Here is an 18333-nt window from a genome sequence, read left to right on the forward strand (position 1 = left end):
CTCGAAAGAAGTTACGAAGATCGCGTGCGACAGACCGTGGGGCGGACGCCGCACGGAGCGCGGACACCGTACAGGGCGCCCCCGCTCTACGCGGCGCCTCCCCTCCGTGCTGCCATACGGCTGCCGTACGGCACCGGCTCAACAGGACGGACATGGTTCTACGGAGGGGCAGGCAGGGGAGGTCACTCAGCCCAGCAGCACCGGTTCCGGTAACCCGACCGGCCAGGTGTGCACCGGCTCGCCCAGATGCATCAGCTGGCCGTACCGACGGGTCGTCGCGGCCAGTGCGGCATCCCGGTCGAGCCCCTGCTCCAGCGCCCGATGGAAGGTGGCGGACTGCCAGGCCGCACCGTTGGTCCTCAGTCGGCACCGCTCCTCGATCACACCGAGGTACAGGTCCCGGTCGGCCGGCTCGACACCCCACGCGTCGAGCCCGGCCTCGGCGAGCGGCAGCAGTTCGTCGCGCACCAGGTCCACGGCCTCCACCTCGGCGATCCCGCCGTACCGCCCGCGCCGCGGCCATTTCAGCCGGGCGTCGATGCCGTAGCGGCAGGCGTTGTCGAAGTTGGCGGCCGCGGCCTCGAACGGCAGCCGCGCCCACACCGGCCGCGCGTCCTCGGCGAGGGCGCGGACGACGCCGTAGTAGAAGGCCGCGTTGGCGATCACGTCGACGACGGTGGGTCCGGCGGGCAGCACCCGGTTCTCCACCCGTAGATGCGGGACGCCGTCGGCGATGCCGTACACCGGCCTGTTCCAGCGGTAGACCGTGCCGTTGTGCAGGACGAGTTCGGCGAGCTTGGGTGTGCCGCCCTCGTCGAGGACCCGCAGGGGGTCCTCGGGGTCGCAGATGGGCAGCAGCGCCGGGAAGTAGCGCAGGTTCTCCTCGAACAGCTCGTAGGCCGAGGTGATCCAGCGCTCCCCGAACCAGGTGCGCGGCCGTACCCCCTGCGCCTGCAGTTCGGGCGGACGGGTGTCGGTGGACTGCTGGAACAGCGGCGGCCGGGACTCGCGCCAGAGTTCCCGCCCGAACAGGAAGGGCGAGTTGGCGCCGACGGCGATCTGCGCCGCCGCGACCGCCTGCGCCGCGTTCCACACGTCGGCGAAGCGGGCCGGGGTCACCTGGAGGTGCAACTGGACGGAGGTGCAGGCGGCCTCGGGCGCGATCGAGCGGGAGGTGCACACGAGCCGCTCCACCCCGTCGATGTCGAGGGTGAAGTCCTCACCGCGGGCGGCCACGATCTGGTCGTTGAGCAGGGTGTACCGGTCGACGGCGGACAGGTTGGAGGAGACCAGGTCGTCGCGGTCGAGCGTCGGCAGAATACCGATCATCACGATGCCGGCGTCGACCTCGTTCGCTTTCCGGTGGGCATACGCGAGCGAGGTGCGCAACTCCTCGGCGAGCCGGTCGAATACCCTGTCGTCCAGCCGGTGTGGAGCTATGTTGACTTCCAGATTGAACATGGCGAGTTCTGTTTGGAAATCTCGACTGGCAATCCTTTCCAGCACTTCCGCATTCATCATCCTCGGCATGCCGTCGGGTCCGGCGAGATTCAATTCGATCTCCAGACCCATGAGGTTCTTCGGACGATCGAACCTCTCCTCCTCCAGCAGTCGCGCAAGTCCCGTCAGACACTGCCTGAGCTTGTCGCGGTAGCGCTGACGATCGGACAGGTCGAACGCCCCTGCCACGACCTTCTCTCCCATCGAGTACGTCCCTCCTAGGATGGGCAGGCCGACGTCCCGGCCCCTGCTGTCCTCGGGTCACGGTGGATGATGCCCCGGCAACGCGATCGATAACGCCCCCGCGTACGGCCGCCACCCGCTAGGCTGGTGGGAAGCGGCAGGGGGCACATTCCCCCGGCATGCGGCGGTATGCATGTTCTGGACGCAACCCCGTCGTAAAAAACGTCGACGAGAATCGGCCGACCGCTACGGGCAAGTAATCCGAGGTCATACCCGGCGCGCCCGCTGGATATCGGGATGAATCCCCGCTAATCAGCGACCGAATATTGCCTTGCTCGTCATACGCGGGACGACTAGCCGAAACATTGCATGAACATGTGTCGTATAAACTTTCCGCACGGGGCAGAGAGAGTTGGCGCGCGCGGTCCTGAGGCCTGTCGTCGAAGCGCCTCCATTCGTCCGGGCACGGCTCCCCCGCTCCTCTGACCCCGAGAGCTGACAGTGACGTCCGCCCGCCCCCTTCCCTCACCGCCCCCCGCGCCACTGCCTGTCGAATGAGAGGCGACCCACCATGCTCCTGCATGTCCCCCCGGCACCCGCGCCCGCTCTCCGTTCCGTCCTCACGGCACTCGGTTCCCCCACCGCGGTCCAGGAGGCTCGTACCCCGTCCCTGCGAGCCGTCCAGGGACCGGCGACACCCGAACTCCCACTGCCCGTGCACGTACTGGACCGGATCACTCCCACCGGCGAGTGGGTCACCCGCCTCGCGGGGTGGCGCTTCCTCATCCGCTGCGGGGACCGCGCGGTCGCCGCAGCCGAAACCATGCTCACCCCTGACGGGTGGGCGTTCTCGCACTTCTTCGAAGGCCCGTACATCGCCGCCACCGAACGCGCCCTGCGCCAGGCGGAGGAGGCGGCGACCCAGCCCTACCAGGCCCGGCTGCTGTCCGTGCCGAAGCTGTACATGCTCACCCTGTGGCTGCACGGCGACTGCTCCGCCGACGGCGCGTCGGGCTCTCTGGCCACGACCGATCTCCTGGTCCCGCTCGCCCCGGCCCCGCCTGGGGTAGCGGCCCACCGTCCGCACGGCGTCGCCGACCTCCTGCCGGTGCTCACCCTGCGCATGGCGCCGGCCCCGCTGCTCGGCTCGCCCGCCTAGGACAGGACCGCCCTGATGCGTGCCCCGCCGCCGGAAACGGCCGCGGGGCACGTTCCGTGCGCGGGCCGGCCTGCACGGACTAGCCTCTTCCGGCTATCACAAACCATCCGAAGGGACCGGGGAGTTGAGCTGAACCGTCCGCGCGGGTGACGCGTCATGAACCTGTGAGAACCGGTGCAGCGAAATGCCTGCGGATCGACAGCCGTGGGGCAAGACTGGGTCCGGAACGTATCGCCGACGGGGGGCGGCCATGAACGACATGACAAGCCGCAGGACAGACACGGCAGCCATCTCACCCATCACGACAGAGCGAAAGATCCCATCCATCATGTGCCAGCACCAGCCACCGTGCCCGACCGCCGAATCCGCCGACCGGGAGTCCGCCCGCCTCGTGGCGCACCACCCGGAGCAGGGATGGAGCCTGCTGTGCAACGGCGTTCTGCTCTTCGAGGACACCGGTGAGCTTCTGCCCGACGGCCAGATCATCGCCCCGCACCGCCCGATGGGCACGGACCAGGTGATGACGGCCGCCTGAGCGGCGCACAGGGGGGCAGCCACTGCCCCGTGACGCAAGGGGCACACGCTGCCCCGGACACGAGGGGCGGACGCTGCCCCCGTGACACGAGGGGCCGGCCGGAGACATACGCTCCGCACCGGCCCCGAGGCATGTCCTACGCCGATCACTCCTCGTAAGCGTCCAGCGGCGGGCAGGAGCAGACCAGGTTGCGGTCGCCGAAGGCCTGGTCGATGCGGCGCACCGGCGGCCAGTACTTGTCCGCGGCCGACACGCCGGCCGGGAAGACGGCCTCCTCACGCGTGTACGCGTGCTCCCACGTGTCGCCGAGCGCCGCCGCGGTGTGCGGGGCGCCCCGCAGCGGGTTGTCCTCGGCGGGCCACTGACCCGAGCCGACCTTCTCGATCTCGGCCCGGATGGCGATCATCGCGTCGCAGAACCGGTCGATTTCGGTGAGGTCCTCGGACTCGGTCGGCTCGATCATCAGCGTGCCGGCAACCGGGAACGACATGGTGGGCGCGTGGAAGCCGTAGTCGATCAGCCGCTTGGCGACGTCGTCGACGCTCACGCCGGTCGCCTTGGTCAGCGGGCGCAGGTCGACGATGCACTCGTGCGCGACCAGACCGCCCGGGCCGGTGTAGAGCACGGGATAGTGCGGCTCCAGGCGCTTGGCGATGTAGTTGGCGGAGAGGACCGCCATCTGCGTGGCCCGCTTGAGGCCCTCGCCGCCCATCAGCCGGACGTAGGTCCACGAGATCGGCAGGATGCCCGCCGACCCCCACGGGGCGGCCGAGATCGGGCCGACGCCCGTCTCGGGACCGGCCGCAGGCTGCAGCGGGTGGTTCGGCAGATACGGCGCCAGGTGAGCGCGCACACCGACCGGGCCGACGCCGGGGCCGCCGCCACCGTGCGGGATGCAGAACGTCTTGTGCAGGTTGAGGTGCGAGACGTCGCCGCCGAAGTGGCCGGGCTTGGCCAGGCCGACCAGGGCGTTCAGGTTGGCGCCGTCGACGTACACCTGACCGCCGGCCTCGTGCACGGCGGCGCAGATGTCGGCGACGTGCTCCTCGAACACACCGTGCGTGGACGGATAGGTGATCATCAGCACCGACAACTCGTCGCGGTACTGCTCGATCTTGGCGCGCAGGTCCACGACGTCGATCTCGCCGTCCTCGGCGGTCTTCACGACGACTACCTTCATACCGGCCATCACGGCGCTGGCCGCGTTGGTGCCGTGCGCGGAGGACGGGATGAGGCACACCGTGCGCTGGTCGTCACCATTGGCACGGTGGTAGCCGCGCACCGCGAGCAGGCCGGCCAGCTCACCCTGCGAACCGGCGTTGGGCTGGAGGGAGACCTTGTCGTAGCCCGTCACCTCGGCGAGCCGCTCCTCCAGCTCACGGATGAGCGTGAGGTAGCCCTCGGCCTGGTCGGCGGGCGCGAAGGGGTGCAGCTGCCCGAACTCGGGCCAGGTGACCGGCTCCATCTCGGTGGTCGCGTTGAGCTTCATGGTGCAGGAGCCCAGCGGGATCATGCCCCGGTCCAGCGCGTAGTCGCGGTCGGCCAGTCGGCGCAGGTAGCGCAGCATCGCGGTCTCGGAGCGGTGCTGGTGGAAGACCGGGTGCGTCAGGTAGGCGCCGGTGCGCAGCAGCGTCCGCGGCAGCGCGTCCTCGGTCGTGCCGTCGAGCGCCGCGACATCGCCCTCGACGCCGAACGCGCCCCAGACGGCAGTCAGCTGGGCCCGCCCGGTCGTCTCGTCACAGGCGATCGAGACGTGGTCGGCGTCGACGAGGTGCAGGTTCACACCGCGCTCGCGGGCGGCGGTGACGACCGCGTCGGCCCGGCCGGGCACCCGCACGGTGAGGGTGTCGAAGTAGGAACCGTGGACGACCTCGACCCCGCCGGCGGTGAGCCCGGCGGCCAGGATCGCGGCGTACCGGTGCGTGCGCTGCGCGATGGTGCGCAGGCCCTCGGGCCCGTGGTAGACGGCGTACATCCCGGCCATCACCGCGAGCAGCACCTGGGCGGTGCAGATGTTGCTGGTCGCCTTCTCACGGCGGATGTGCTGCTCACGCGTCTGCAGCGCCAGCCGGTACGCCTTGTGTCCGTCCGCGTCCACGGAGACACCCACGAGCCGACCCGGCAGGCTGCGGGCGAACTTCTCGTGCACGGCCATGTAGCCGGCGTGCGGGCCGCCGAAGCCCATCGGCACGCCGAAGCGCTGGGTGGTGCCGACGGCGATGTCGGCGCCCAGCTCGCCGGGGGAGGTCAGCAGCGTGAGCGCGAGCAGGTCGGCGGCGACGGTGACCAGCGCGCCCAGCTCATGGGCCTGCTCGATGACCGGCTTGATGTCGCGTACGGCACCGGAGGCGCCGGGGTACTGGATCAGTACGCCGTTGATCTCGCGCTCGGCGACCTCGGCCGGGATGCCGTCGCTGAGGTCGGCGACGACGACCTCGACCCCGGTGGGCTCGGCACGGGTCTCGATCACGGCGATGGTCTGCGGCAGCGCGTCCGCGTCGACCAGGAACAGGCCCTTCTTGTTCTTGCCCATGCGCCGGGACAGCGCCATCGCCTCGGCGGCGGCCGTGCCCTCGTCGAGCAGAGAGGCCCCGGAGGTCGGCAGGCCGGTGAGGTCGGCAACCGTGGTCTGGAAGTTCAGCAGCGCCTCCAGCCGGCCCTGCGAGATCTCCGGCTGGTAGGGGGTGTACGCGGTGTACCAGGCCGGGTTCTCCATCACGTTCCGGAGGATCACCGGGGGCGTGAAGGTGCCGTAGTACCCGAGACCGATCATGGAGGCGAGGACCTGGTTGCGGTCGGCGAGCGAGCGCAGCTCGGCCAGCACCTCGGCCTCGGTGCGTGCACCCGGCAGGTCCAGGGCGTCGGCGTTCTTGATCACGTCCGGGACCGCGGCGGCCGTGAGCTCGTCGAGCGAGCCGTAGCCGACGTGCGCGAGCATCTTGGCCCGCGCCTCCTGGTCGGGCCCGATGTGGCGCTGCTCGAAGGGCGTACCCTGCTCGAGCTCGGAGAGCGGAATGCGATGGGCGGTCATTGCGGAGGCCTCCTGGTCTGACGCGACCTTCGAGGGGTACCTCGGCGTGGGTACCCCGGCGGCCTCCCCCTCTGTCATCTCGACCTGAGAGCTTCACCGGTCCGCCCGAAGGCGCTCCGGTTTTCACCGTCGGTGAGAGCGGATGCCGTCGACACCCGCCCTGCTTTCCAGAGTGACCTCGTCCGTGCGGTACGTGTGCCTGAGAGTTTCCGGGGAGGGTTTGCTCCTTCGGCGCCTCCGGATCCCTCCGAAGAGCTCTCCCGCACGGGGTCGACAGCCGCTTGCCAGCCTACCAGCGGGGACAACAAGACAACCTTCGAGTGGCCGCCGTGCTGAATGTGCTCTTTTGTAGTGCTGACGGATGTGTTGCGACCAGTTGGAGGGACCGTGCAGACCGAGATCGATCCGCGGAATCTGATCGGCCGCAAGGCGTTCGACCGCAATGGGGTCAAGATCGGCACGATCGACGAGATCTATCTCGACGACGCGACCGGGGTGCCGGAGTGGGCGGCCATACGAACGGGTCTGTTCAGCAGGGACGCGTTCGTGCCGCTGGAACCCAGCCGGCTGGTCGAGGGCTCGCTCTACGTGCCCTTCGAACGTGCGCTGATCAAGGAGGCACCCGACTTCGGGGTCGGGCGGCACCTCTCCCCCGAGCAGGAGCTGCAGCTCTACCACCACTACGGGCTCGACGTGGCCCCGCCGCCCCCGCCGCCGGACCGCGACTTCGGGCGGCTGGCGAAGCCCGACGGGGCCTGAGGGCGAGCACTGTCCTCGGCGGCCTGCGAGCTCTCTTCGGCAGCCTGGGGACCCTTTTCGGCAGCCTCGGGTCTTCGGGACACCAGGGGCAGCGGATCCGCCGGCTCCAGCCGGGGGTCGTCGGTGCGGAACGTGCGCACGCGCCCCGGCCCCGAGTCGGGCGTCTCGAACCGTATCGTCACCCTGCCCAGCCCACTGCCCTGCACCCAGCCGTGCCCGTGGTCGATGTGCCGCACGTCCTGCCCCGCGCGCCAGACAGGCTCGGCCGGTGCCTGAGACGTCTCGCCGACAGGCTCGGCGACGGCCTCCTCCTCCGAACGCTCCTCCGCCACCGCCTCCCCGGCCGCCAGATGCGCCTGGGCGAACAGGTCCTCCTGGGTGTAGTCGGCGAGCCCGGTGACGCCGACACCGAGCAGCCGCACCCCGCCGGTGGTGTCCACGGACTCCAGCAGCCGCCCGGCCGCCTCGCGCACCACCGCGGGATCGTCCGTCGGTCCGCGCAATGTCTCGGAGCGGGTGAGGGTCGAGAAGTCGTACCTGCGCACCTTCAGCACGATGGTCCTTCCCGACAGCCCGGCGTCCCGAAGCCGCCTCACACAACGGTCCGCGAGCCGCCGCACCTCCATCCCGACCCGGACCCGGTCATGGATGTCGACGTCGTACGTGTCCTCGACCGACACCGACTTGGCTTCCCGCTCCGCGACGACGGGCCGATCGTCCCGGGCCAGCGCCATGGCGTACAGCGCCTGCCCATGGGCCTTGCCCAGCAGCCTGACCAGCTCGTCCTCGCCGGCCTCGGCGATCTCGTCGACCGTGGTGATCCCGGCCCTGCGCAGATGGTCCCCGGTGGCGGGCCCGACCCCGGGCAGCGTGCGCACCGGCATCGGGCCGAGCAGCGCCCGCTCGGTGCCCGGCGGGATCAGCACCAGGCCGTCCGGCTTGGCCTGCTCGGAGGCGATCTTGGCGAGCATCTTGGACGCTGCTAGCCCCACCGAGCCCGTCAGACCCGTGGCCGACCGGATGTCCGCGCGCAGCCTGACCCCCACGAGCCGCGCCGACTCCTCGTCCCAGGCCACTCCCCCGGCCTCCAGGTCCACGAACGCCTCATCGAGGCTCAGCGGCTCCACCAACGGCGACAGGGCCCTCAGCAGGGTCATGACCTGCTCGCTGATCTGCCGGTAGAACCCGAAGCGCGGCGTCAGATACGCGGCGTTCGGTGCGAGCCGGCGTGCCTGGGCCATCGGCATCGCCGAGTGCACGCCGAACACACGCGCCTCGTAGGACGCCGTCGCCACCACCCCGCGGGGCCCCAGCCCGCCCACGACGACGGCCTTCCCGCGCAGGCTCGGCTTGGCTGCCTGCTCCGCCGAGGCGTAGAAGGCATCCATGTCGAGATGCAGGATCGTGGGCGCGGTTCTCACATCTCCGATGCTGCCCTACGCCACTGACAACGCGACCCGTGGTCGCCGCGTGTGTCAGACCGCCCGGTTGCGGCGCTGCGCCAGCTCGTCCGCAGGGTTGTGGCCGACGATGGTCTCCCCGGTGTCGACCCGCTCCCCGTGCAGCTGCGACAGCGCGCTCTCCACGTCACGCCACACGACGCCCACGGCGATACCGAAGATGCCCTGACCGCCCTGGAGCAGGGCGTGGACCTCGTCGGGTGAGGTGCACTCGTAGACCGTCGCGCCGTCGCTCATCAGCGTCATCCGCTCCAGGTCGGAGAAGCCGCGCTCCCTGAGGTGCTGGACGGCGGTGCGGATGTTCTGCAGTGACACGCCGGTGTCGAGGAAGCGCTTGACGATCTTGAGGACGACGACGTCCCGGAAGCTGTACAGCCGCTGGGTCCCGGAGCCGTACGCGGGGCGCACACTCGGTTCGACGAGACCCGTTCGGGCCCAGTAGTCCAGCTGCCGGTAGGTGATGCCCGCGGCGGCGCACGCCGTGGGGCCGCGATAGCCGACATACTCGGCCGCCACGCCCGCGTCGCCCGTCACGGCCGTCGGCCTCTGGGAGGCGGAGCCGGCCGTGTCGTCGTGATGGGGGCACGCCCCGCTCGCGCGGAGCCGAGAGCTTGGAGGAGGGTACGGACCGCTCTCTCCCAGACTGCGTCCGGGAGCCCCCCCTGCCGTACCGCCGCCGCTGCTTCTCACGCCGACCTCCGTCCTTGACCTGCCCTCTCGACGGTAGGCAGTCACCAAGGGTGCGTCAACGATCGCCACACTCGGCACGCCGAGTGATAATCACCCTAGGAGTGGTTTCTCGTGCCCCACCGCGGGGAAAGGCTAGCCGAATGCTCTGGCGGCGGATCGTGAGATGCCGTACGGACCATCGAGCCGTGACCGCGGATGCCGCGTCTCCGGCTGCCGCATCAGGCTTCACGGCGGCTCATCGCCGGTCGCCCGGCTCCACGGCGTGACCTGCACGTTCTCGATGCCCGGTCCTCCAGCGCACCTGTTCCGGTGCAGCCGGTCGCGCCCGGCAGACCCCGCACTCCGTTCTACGGACATCCGGCGCCGACCGCGCGGTGCTCCGCGCCCTGCGGAGGTCCGGGCCGTCCCGGCCCGTTCACGGACGCGACCGCGGGCCCGGGTGCCCCGGGGCACCCTGCGCGCGGCGCAGGCGCTCCTCGGCTCCGCCACCCCGTCCGGCACGCCCCGCGGGGCGTGTCACTGGCTGCTCGTACCGAAGTCCTCGGGAGAGATCTGGTCGAGGAACTCGCGGAACTTCTCGACCTCGTCCTCCTGCTCGTCCGGGATCGCGATACCCGCGTCGTCCAGCACCCCGTCACTGCCGTAGATCGGCGTACCGGTGCGCAGGGCGAGCGCTATGGCATCGGAGGGCCGGGCACTCACCTCGACGCCGCTGGCGAAGACCAGCTCGGCGTAGAAGACGCCTTCACGCAGATCCGTGATGCGTACTTCCGTGAGCTCCTGACCGACGGCTTCCAGCACGTCCTTGAACAGGTCGTGCGTCAGCGGTCGTGCGGGGGCCATGCCCTGCTGGGCGAACGCGATCGCCGTCGCCTCCCCGGGGCCGATCCAGATGGGGAGGTAGCGGTCGCCTCCCACTTCACGCAGGAGCACGATCGGTTGGTTGGAGGGCATCTCGACCCGGACACCTACGACATCGAGCTCGTTCACACAGCAACCCTAGGCCGTGGTCGGGATGTTTGGGTAGTCGGGCACAGAACGACGGGCGGATCCGCCGACGGCGAACGTCTCCGGTTCAGGGCAGCCGTACGCCCAGCGCGGCCTGTACCAGCGCCGCGTGCAGCTTGACCGCCAGCCCGGCCAGCTCCTTCGTACGGGCTTCGGCGTGCGCCCTGGTCTGCGGGTTGCGATGGCGGCGCAACGGAGCCACCACCTGGTCCACCAGCCCCGCCTCGCGGTCCGCGGCAGCCTTCATCACCCGCAGATGGCGCGGCTCGATGCCATGGCGGCCGAGTTCGGCCAGCAGAGTGGCCAGCGTGACGGCCTCGGCGTCGTAGATCCCCTCCACCAGGGGCGTGACCAGGCCGTATGACTCCCACTCCGCGAGCTGCTCGGCGCTGATCCCGGCCGCCGTCATCAGCTCGTCGCGGTCGATCCGCGCGGCCGGGGCGGCCTCGGGCTCGCCCAGAAGGTCCTCCAGCAGCTCCCCGTCACCGGCGTCACGGGGACGGCCCAGGGACGGCAACCGCACCTCTTCACCCCGCTCCAGGGCGTCCAGGTGCTCACGGATGACCTTGAGCGGCAGATAGTGGTCCCGCTGCATCCTCAGCACATGACCGAGCCGCTCGACGTCCCGCGCGCTGAACTTGCGATACCCCGAGGGGGTCCGCTGCGGCTCGATCAGCCCCTCCGACTCCAGGAAACGGATCTTGGAGACGGTGACTTCGGGGAATTCCTCGCGCAGCACGTTCAGCACGGTGCCGATGCTCATCAGCCCGCGGTCCGGGGCGACGGTGCCGCTGTCGGCACCGCCGCTCGGTGTGTGAAGCATGGGACCTTCCCTGGAGTCCCCCCGGACGGAGTCTGGGAGACGGTCAGATGCCCCGCTGGTTGGCGTAGAAGACCAGCCGGTACTTGCCGATCTGGACCTCGTCGCCGTTGTGGAGCAGGACCTGGTCGATGCGCTCACGGTTGACGTACGTACCGTTGAGGCTGCCGACGTCGGCGACCGAGAACGAACCGTCCGGACCGCGGCGGAACTCCACATGGCGACGCGACACCGTCACATCGTCGAGGAAGATGTCGCTCTGCGGATGACGCCCCGCCGTGGTCAGGTCACTGTCCAGCAGGAAGCGGCTGCCCGAGTTGGGGCCGCGACGCACCACCAGCAGCGCCGAACCGAACGGCAGCGCGTCGACCGCGGCCTGCGCCTCCGGGGAGAGCGCGGGCACCGCCGTCTGGCCGGTAGCCTCCGCGTCGTACGCCTCCAGACCCGAGATGGAGATCGTGGACGTGGTCTCGGACGCGCGCTCCGGAACCGCCCCGGGCCGAAGCGGCGCGCCGCAGTTGGAGCAGAAGCGGCTGTTCTCCGCGTTGCGGTGGCCGCACCTCGTACACACCAGGGCCGACATGCCCCCGAAACCTATGGGGCCGGACGCGCCAGGGTCAACAGACGGCGCGCCCTGGCCTCCGGAAATGTCACCACCCGGACCAGTGACCTGGTCCCGGAACAGCGGGCGCTGGCCCTCCGCGTCTTGTGGCTGTGCGCGATGACGGGCAGACGCGTTGTCATTGCCCTCTCGCGCGCTCTTGCCGAACAACTTCGCAAACAACTTCACGGGCGATTCCCCTTGACCGAAACAGACCCGCCCGTGGGGCAGGACGAACCCTGATTGCATACACCGGCCGACCCGGACATCCTCACAACGTCCGTATCCACCAGACAGTTTCCACCACGCACCACCCATTCGGTGCGCCGACCCCCCGCAACCTGATGCCCTCGCCGGACGGGCTCCATGCACTCCCGGTTCACTGTGAGGACGACCGAGCGTAGTCAGGCTGCTTCGCCGCCCGCAAGGCGTCGACGACGATCTTCGTCGAACGCTCCACGGTGACCGTGGCCTGCTCCTTCTCAAGGGTCTGCACCACGCCTCCCGGGATGTTGAGCGCCGGCTCCAGGTCCTGCGGCTTGCCGATGACCTTGAAACGATAAGGCTGGGTGATCTTGTTCCCGTCGACGCTCACGCTCTTGCCGGAATCCGACAGATAGGTGCCGGCGACGACCCGTACGCCGTTCACCTCTATGGCCTCCGCACCGGCCGCGCGCAGCTCCTGGATCGCATCGAGCAGCATGTCCGCCTGGACCGTTCCCTTCGTGTCCCCGATGGTCATCGTGATGCCGGGGCCCTGTGCCGCCACCGTGCCCGCAAGGATGCCGAGTTGCTTCTCCTTGTCGGCGGTCTGCTTGCGGGCCTCCTCGGCACGGTCCGAGCTGTTCTCCAACTCGGCCCGTTGATCTTCGAGCCCCTGCTTCTCGTCCTGAAGACGCTGGGTACGGTTGTCCAGTTCATCGAGGATGCGAACAAGATCTTCTTGGCGTGCGCCGCGCAGGGCGCTGCTTCCGTCGCTGTTGGACGCGACCTGCACGGCGAGGCCGAAGCCCAGGCCGAACAGCAGGAGCGCGACGATGAGTTGGGCCCGGGTGACCCGCGGCGGCCACACGCTCTTCGCCAGGCGCTGACGGCCGGTCACCTTGGCAGCCGGCTGCTCGGCCCCCTCGGATGACCGCGCGGCCCCGGGAGCCGGCGCCGGGATCTCCTGTGGAAGCTCCCGGCGCAGCCGGTGCTCGGGCCCCTGACCGCGCCCGTGCTCGGGACCTCGCTCGTGCCGGGGACCGCGCTCGTCCTGAGGACCGCGCTCGTCCTGAGGACCCTGCTGGTGCTGGAGACCTTGCTCGTGCCGGGGACTCTGCGGGTGCTGGGGACCGCGCTCGTGCCGGGAACCGCGCTCGTCCTGAGGACCCTGCTGGTGCCGGGGACCTTGCTCGTGCCGGGGACCCTGCTGGTGCTGGGGACCGCGCTCGTGCTGGGGTCCTCGCTCTTGCGCGGGGTCCTGTCGGCGGTCGGGGCCCTGCTCCCGTGCGCGGTCGTCCTCACGCCGAGACTCCTGCGCATGCTCGGGACCCCGCTGATGCCGGGGGTGCAGTTCGTGCCGGGGAGCCCGCTCATGCCTGGCGTGCAGCTGGTGCCGGGGACCCGGCTCACGGCTGGGGCCTTGCTCGGGCCCGGATTCCTGGTCCCGCTCGGAGTCCTGCCCGCGCCCGGGGCCCTGGCCCTGCCCGGAGTCCTGGCGCTGCTCACAGTCCCGGCCCTGCCCGGAGTCCCGGCCCTGCTCAGAGTCCTGCTCGTGCCCGGGATCCTGCTCAGGCCTGGGGGTCGTGTCGTCGTTGCTCATCCCCATCACGCCCGGAACACGTGACGGCGGATCGCCGCGGCGTTGGAGAAGATCCGGATTCCGAGGACGACCACGACACCGGTGGACAGCTGCGCGCCGACACCCAACTTGTCGCCGAGGAACACGATCAGCGCCGCCACCACCACGTTCGACAGGAACGACACGACGAACACCTTGTCGTCGAAGATGCCGTCGAGCATGGCCCGCAGACCGCCGAACACGGCGTCCAGCGCCGCCACGACGGCGATCGGGAGATAAGGCTCGACGACCGCTGGAACCTCGGGCCGGACCAGCAGGCCGACCACGACTCCGACGACGAGGCCCAGTACGGCGATCACGATGTGCCCTTCCCTGTGCTCTGTTGTGCTGTACGTACGATCACACTTGGTGCTGCGGGCAGCCGGACGTCGCCCTCGGTGGAAATGGCTGTCCGGATCCCGTAGTTCTGCTGCAGCGCATGCAGGTACAGCCCGTCGGCGCTGTTCTGGAAGCTGGTGCTCAACCGCCGGCCGTCCCCCACCGCGAGCACCGTGTACGGCGGCACCAGCGGTCTGTTGTCGACCAGTATCGCGTCTCCCGCGGCCCTGATCGCCGAGAGGGCCGTCAGCCGCTGCCCGTTGATCGCGACCGCCTCGGCCCCCGACTCCCACAGCCCGTTGACGACGCGCTGCATGTCGCGGTCGCGTACGCGGCCGGTGTCGGAGAAGCCGGAGGTCTCGCGAGGATTGCCGTCACCGCCCGTGGTGGCTTCCTTCGCGTCGTTCACGACGAGCTTCACGCCGGGCCCGTGCACGGCGACGGCACCCGACAGGATGCCCACGAGGTCGTCTCCGCCCCCGTGGTCCTTCAGGGCCGCACGCTGCCGCGCGCTCACGTCGTCACGCAGGTCGTCGACCGAGGACTCGAGCTTGTCCGCAGCCGCCGTCTCCCGCTGGACGCGGTCGATCAGTTCCTGACGCTCCTTGGCGACCGTCGGAGCCGCGATACGGGCCTGCGCGGCACCCACGGTCACCACCAGGGCGGCGAGCACGAGCCCGGCCGCGAGACCGAGCTTGGCGCGCACCGTTCTGGGCATGCCACGGGCGCCCTCGGCCTTCTTCCGGGCGGCGGCCTCTGCGTATCCGTCATCGAGGCTGTGATCCATGACGTTGGTGAGCAACGACATGGACGCGTCCGGACGCCTGGGGCGCGCGGGTGTGCTCCGAACGGGGGGCGGCTGCGGCATGCCGCACATCGTCGCACGTCGCGCGTGATACCTCCGAATGGCCCCACCGGCGTGCCGGACAGGCCCCCTTGGGGACACTTGTCCGGCACGCGCGCGTGGGGGGTGTTTTATCGGCCGGCGCTGTCCACGACCGCCGACCACTCGTCCAGCAGGGCCTGCGCGGAAGCATCGTCGGGGCCCTCGGCCCACAGATGCGTGACGGCCTCGGCGGGGTCGGGCAGTACCAGCACCCACCGCCCGTCCGCCTCGACGACCCGCACGCCGTCGGTCGTGTCCACGAAGCGCTCACCGGCCGCCTCCACGACCCGGCGCATCACGAGCCCCTTGACGGCCCACGGAGTCGCGAGATCGCGCTTGAGGACGTGTGCCCGCGGAATCCGCGCGTCGATCTGGCTGAGGGTGAGCTGTGTACGGGCCACGAGCCCGATGAGCCGTACGAAGGCCGCCGTCCCGTCGAAGACGCTGCTGAACTCCGGCACGATGAACCCGCCGCGTCCGTCTCCACCGAAGATCGTGGACTCGTCCCGCCCCACCCGCGTGAGGTCGTCGGGCGAGGTGGTGGTCCACTCGACCTGGGTCCCGTGGTAAGCCGCCACCTGTTCGGCGATCCTCGTGGTGGTCACAGGCAGCGCCACCCGCCCGCTGCGCCGCTCGGCGGCCACCAGGTCGAGCATGACGAGCAGCGCCCGGTCGTCCTCGACGATCCGCCCCTTCTCGTCGACGAGCGACAGCCGTTCACCCACGGGGTCGAACCGCACACCGAAGGCCGCCCGCGACGACGCCACGATCTCACCGAGCCGTACGAGCCCCGATCGCCGCGCCTCGACGGACTCCGTCGGCCGGGACTCGTCGAGACCCGGGTTGATCGTCAGCGAGTCCACCCCCAGCTTGCCGAGCAGGCTGGGCAGGACGAGGCCGGCGCTGCCGTTGGACGCGTCCACGACCACCTTGAGGCCCGACTCGGCGATGCCCGAGGTGTCGACGCTCCGCAGCAGCGAACCGGTGTAGGAGTCGAAGACGCTGGACGGGAAGTACAGGTCCCCGATCTCACCCGGGAAGGCCCGCCGGTACTCCTGCCGCCCGAACACCCGGTCCAGCTTCCGCTGACCGGCCTGGGACAGATCGGCGCCCTGCCCGTCGAAGAACATGATGTCGACGGAGTCCGGCACACCGGGAGACGTCCGGATCATGATGCCGCCGGCGCTGCCCCGCGCGGTCTGCTGCCGGGCGACGGGCAGCGGTACGTTCTCCAGGTCGCGTACGTCGATGGCGCTGGCCTGGAGCGCGGAGATGACCGCACGCTTCAGCGCACGCGCGCCACGGGAGTGGTCGCGGGCCGTGGTGACCGTGGACCCCTTCTTCAGCGTGGTCGCATAGGCACCGGCCAGCCGCACCGCCAGTTCCGGGGTGATCTCGACGTTCAGGATCCCGGAGACGCCACGGGCGCCGAACAGATGCGCCTGGCTCCGCGACTCCCAGATGACCGAGGTGTTGACGAACGCGCCGGCCTCGATGGTCTTGAACGGGTAGACCCGGACATTGCCCTGAACGATCGATTCTTCACCGATGAGGCATTCATCGCCGATGACGGCGCCGTCCTCGATACGCGCCGCGCGCATGATGTCGGTGTTCTTTCCGACCACGCAGCCCCGAAGATTGCTGTGCTGGCCGATGTACACGTTGTCGTGGACGACGGCCTTGTGCAGAAAGGCCCCGCTCTTGACGACGACGTTCGAGCCGACGACGGTGTGCTCCCTGATTTCGGCGCCGGCCTCGACCTTGGCGTAATCACCGATGTAGAGCGGCCCGCGCAGCACGGCGTCGGGATGTACCTCCGCGCCCTCGGCCACCCAGACGCCCGGGGAGATCTCGAAACCGTCGATCTCGACGTCGACCTTGCCCTCCAGGACGTCCGCCTGCGCCTTCACATAGCTCTCGTGGGTACCGACGTCCTCCCAGTAGCCCTCGGCGACATAGCCGTAGATCGGCTTGCCCTCCTTCATCAGCTGAGGGAAGACGTCACCGGACCAGTCGACGGGAACATCCGGATCGACGTAGTCGAAGACCTCGGGCTCCATGACATAGATGCCCGTGTTCACGGTGTCGGAGAAGACCTGGCCCCAGGTCGGCTTCTCGAGGAAGCGCTCGACCTTTCCCTCTTCGTCGACGATCGTGATACCGAATTCCAGAGGATTGGGCACACGGGTCAGACAGACGGTGACGAGGGCGCCCTTTTCCTTGTGGAAGTTGACCAGATCGGTGAGATCGAAGTCGGTCAGGGCATCACCGGAGATGACGAGGAAGGCGTCATCCTTGAGTGCCTCCTCCGCGTTCTTGACGCTCCCGGCGGTACCGAGTGGCTTCTCCTCGTTGGCATAGGTGAGCTCCATCCCGAGCTCCTCGCCGTCACCGAAGTAGTTCTTGACCAATGAGGCCAGGAATTGAACCGTGACCACGGTTTCGTTGAGCCCATGCCTTTTGAGCAGCCGCAGCACATGCTCCATGATCGGGCGGTTGACCACCGGCAGGAGCGGCTTGGGCATGCTTGAGGTCATGGGGCGAAGGCGGGTGCCCTCGCCTCCGGCCATTACGACGGCCTTCATGTCGGAAGCGTCCTCCTCGAAGAGACGACGGTCCAGCCGACTTCACCCGTCTGGATTGTCCCGCAGTTCCCGGCGCGGGCCTTCCATACACGGGGGCCGCCAATCGGCGAGCTCAATCGGCCTTGGCATCCGCTCGGACAAGGCGGCGGACCTGGACCACGTAGAGAACTCCTGCCCACCAATACAGGGTTGTACCCCACCCGGCGAACGCCCATCCGAAAATTGCAGCGAGTGACGCGATCCAACCATGCCCGTCACTGAGAAGCAGCAGTGGGAAGGCGTACATCAAGTTGAAGGTAGCGGCCTTCCCCAGGAAGTTCACCTGGGGCGGCGGATACCCGTGCCGCCTGAGGATGCCCACCATCACCAGAAGGACCAGCTCGCGCGCCACCAGCACCCCGGTCAGCCACAGGGGCAGGATGCCGCGCCAGGTCAGGCCGACCAGCGTCGACGCGATGTAGAGCCGGTCCGCCGCGGGGTCCAGAAGCCGGCCGAGGCTGCTGATCTGGTTCCAGCGCCGGGCGAGCTTGCCGTCCAGGTAGTCGCTGACCCCGCTCAGGACGAGGATGAGCAGCGCCCAGCCGTCGCTCTTGGGCCCGCCGAACTCGGGCCTGAGGATCAACCACAGGAAGATGGGCACGCCGACGAGACGCGCCATACTGAGGATGTTCGGGATGGTGAGGACCCGGTCCGTCTGGACACGGGTCTCCTGGACCTCCACCCGGGGGCCTCCTGCGGAAACGAGCCAACGATGCCCCCCGACCTTACCCGCCCCGTTCGCGACGCGATGCGGAGGGGTCGGCACATCATTCCTGAACGCAGAAAGCCCCCGTGCCGAATGGCAGGGGGGCTTTCACAAAAATTGTTCGGCGGCGTCCTACTCTCCCACAGGGTCCCCCCTGCAGTACCATCGGCGCTGTGAGGCTTAGCTTCCGGGTTCGGAATGTAACCGGGC

At 69.4% G+C, this 18333-nt stretch carries 16 protein-coding genes, 1 rRNA gene and 1 riboswitch; of the genes, 4 read left to right on the top strand and 13 right to left on the bottom strand.

Annotation, left to right across the window (positions count from 1 at the left end; translation table 11 throughout):
- Positions 1–186: 186 nt before the first annotated feature.
- Entirely contained in the window at positions 187–1704 is a 1518-nt protein-coding gene (locus tag ACFY2Z_RS20050) for a glutamate-cysteine ligase family protein (protein ID WP_390745449.1), read from the bottom strand.
- Between the two features lie 550 nt (positions 1705–2254).
- Here ACFY2Z_RS20050 and ACFY2Z_RS20055 point away from each other — a divergent pair.
- Together ACFY2Z_RS20055 and ACFY2Z_RS20060 are read left to right on the top strand one after the other, a co-directional pair.
- Positions 2255–2842, top strand: coding sequence for a hypothetical protein (locus ACFY2Z_RS20055; RefSeq protein ID WP_390745450.1), 588 nt, complete (start codon positions 2255–2257; stop codon positions 2840–2842).
- Positions 2843–3170: 328 nt separating this feature from the next.
- On the top strand, positions 3171–3377 hold the full coding sequence (locus ACFY2Z_RS20060) for a DUF5999 family protein (protein WP_351231908.1): 207 nt from the start codon (positions 3171–3173) through the stop codon (positions 3375–3377).
- 145 nt (positions 3378–3522) lie between these two features.
- Here the strand turns inward: ACFY2Z_RS20060 and gcvP are convergent, their stop codons facing one another.
- Entirely contained in the window at positions 3523–6408 is a 2886-nt protein-coding gene (gene gcvP / locus ACFY2Z_RS20065) for an aminomethyl-transferring glycine dehydrogenase (RefSeq protein ID WP_390745451.1), read from the bottom strand.
- A gap of 177 nt (positions 6409–6585) precedes the next feature.
- Positions 6586–6681: riboswitch (glycine riboswitch) on the bottom strand.
- A 114-nt stretch (positions 6682–6795) separates the two neighbouring features.
- On the opposite strand from gcvP, the gene ACFY2Z_RS20070 reads away from it, so the two are divergent.
- Positions 6796–7167, top strand: a complete 372-nt coding sequence (locus ACFY2Z_RS20070) for a PRC-barrel domain-containing protein (protein WP_390745452.1) — start codon at positions 6796–6798, stop codon at positions 7165–7167.
- Here the strand turns inward: ACFY2Z_RS20070 and ACFY2Z_RS20075 are convergent.
- The 6 genes from ACFY2Z_RS20075 to ACFY2Z_RS20100 form a co-directional block, all read right to left on the bottom strand.
- A complete protein-coding gene (locus tag ACFY2Z_RS20075; RefSeq protein WP_390745453.1) occupies positions 7089–8588 on the bottom strand; it encodes a DNA polymerase IV in 1500 nt (499 codons plus the stop codon). The two genes, ACFY2Z_RS20070 and ACFY2Z_RS20075, sit on opposite strands and share 79 nt — an antisense overlap.
- Before the next feature lie 54 nt (positions 8589–8642).
- A complete protein-coding gene (locus tag ACFY2Z_RS20080; protein WP_390745454.1) occupies positions 8643–9317 on the bottom strand; it encodes a MerR family transcriptional regulator in 675 nt (224 codons plus the stop codon).
- A gap of 516 nt (positions 9318–9833) precedes the next feature.
- Positions 9834–10307 (bottom strand): bifunctional nuclease family protein, encoded by a 474-nt coding sequence (locus tag ACFY2Z_RS20085; RefSeq protein WP_004002801.1) that lies wholly within the window; start codon positions 10305–10307, stop codon positions 9834–9836.
- 85 nt (positions 10308–10392) lie between these two features.
- Complete coding sequence (locus tag ACFY2Z_RS20090; protein WP_388972444.1) at positions 10393–11148, bottom strand: MerR family transcriptional regulator; 756 nt, start codon at positions 11146–11148, stop codon at positions 10393–10395.
- Positions 11149–11191: 43 nt separating this feature from the next.
- A complete protein-coding gene (locus tag ACFY2Z_RS20095) occupies positions 11192–12064 on the bottom strand; it encodes an FHA domain-containing protein (RefSeq protein WP_390745455.1) in 873 nt (290 codons plus the stop codon).
- A 61-nt stretch (positions 12065–12125) separates the two neighbouring features.
- Positions 12126–12935, bottom strand: coding sequence for a DUF881 domain-containing protein (locus tag ACFY2Z_RS20100; RefSeq protein WP_390745466.1), 810 nt, complete (start codon positions 12933–12935; stop codon positions 12126–12128).
- A 3-nt stretch (positions 12936–12938) separates the two neighbouring features.
- On the opposite strand from ACFY2Z_RS20100, the gene ACFY2Z_RS20105 reads away from it, so the two are divergent.
- Positions 12939–13574 carry a hypothetical protein gene (locus ACFY2Z_RS20105; protein ID WP_390745468.1) on the top strand — a complete coding sequence of 212 codons (636 nt, stop codon included), beginning with the start codon at positions 12939–12941 and terminating at the stop codon, positions 13572–13574.
- On the opposite strand, the gene ACFY2Z_RS20110 is transcribed toward ACFY2Z_RS20105, so the two are convergent.
- The 5 genes from ACFY2Z_RS20110 to rrf all read right to left on the bottom strand — a co-directional run.
- Positions 13556–13888, bottom strand: a complete 333-nt coding sequence (locus ACFY2Z_RS20110; RefSeq protein ID WP_019708255.1) for a small basic family protein — start codon at positions 13886–13888, stop codon at positions 13556–13558. The two genes, ACFY2Z_RS20105 and ACFY2Z_RS20110, sit on opposite strands and share 19 nt — an antisense overlap.
- Positions 13885–14784, bottom strand: coding sequence for a DUF881 domain-containing protein (locus ACFY2Z_RS20115; RefSeq protein WP_390745456.1), 900 nt, complete (start codon positions 14782–14784; stop codon positions 13885–13887). Before ACFY2Z_RS20115 ends, ACFY2Z_RS20110 begins: the two co-directional genes overlap by 4 nt.
- Before the next feature lie 98 nt (positions 14785–14882).
- Positions 14883–17378, bottom strand: coding sequence for a sugar phosphate nucleotidyltransferase (locus tag ACFY2Z_RS20120; RefSeq protein WP_390745457.1), 2496 nt, complete (start codon positions 17376–17378; stop codon positions 14883–14885).
- A gap of 112 nt (positions 17379–17490) precedes the next feature.
- On the bottom strand, positions 17491–18099 hold the full coding sequence (locus ACFY2Z_RS20125; RefSeq protein WP_390745458.1) for a CDP-alcohol phosphatidyltransferase family protein: 609 nt from the start codon (positions 18097–18099) through the stop codon (positions 17491–17493).
- A 143-nt stretch (positions 18100–18242) separates the two neighbouring features.
- A 5S ribosomal RNA gene (rrf, locus tag ACFY2Z_RS20130) occupies positions 18243–18333 on the bottom strand; the annotation flags it as partial.

This window comes from Streptomyces sp. NPDC001222 (assembly GCF_042896945.1).
GTDB lineage: Bacteria > Actinomycetota > Actinomycetes > Streptomycetales > Streptomycetaceae > Streptomyces > Streptomyces gibsoniae.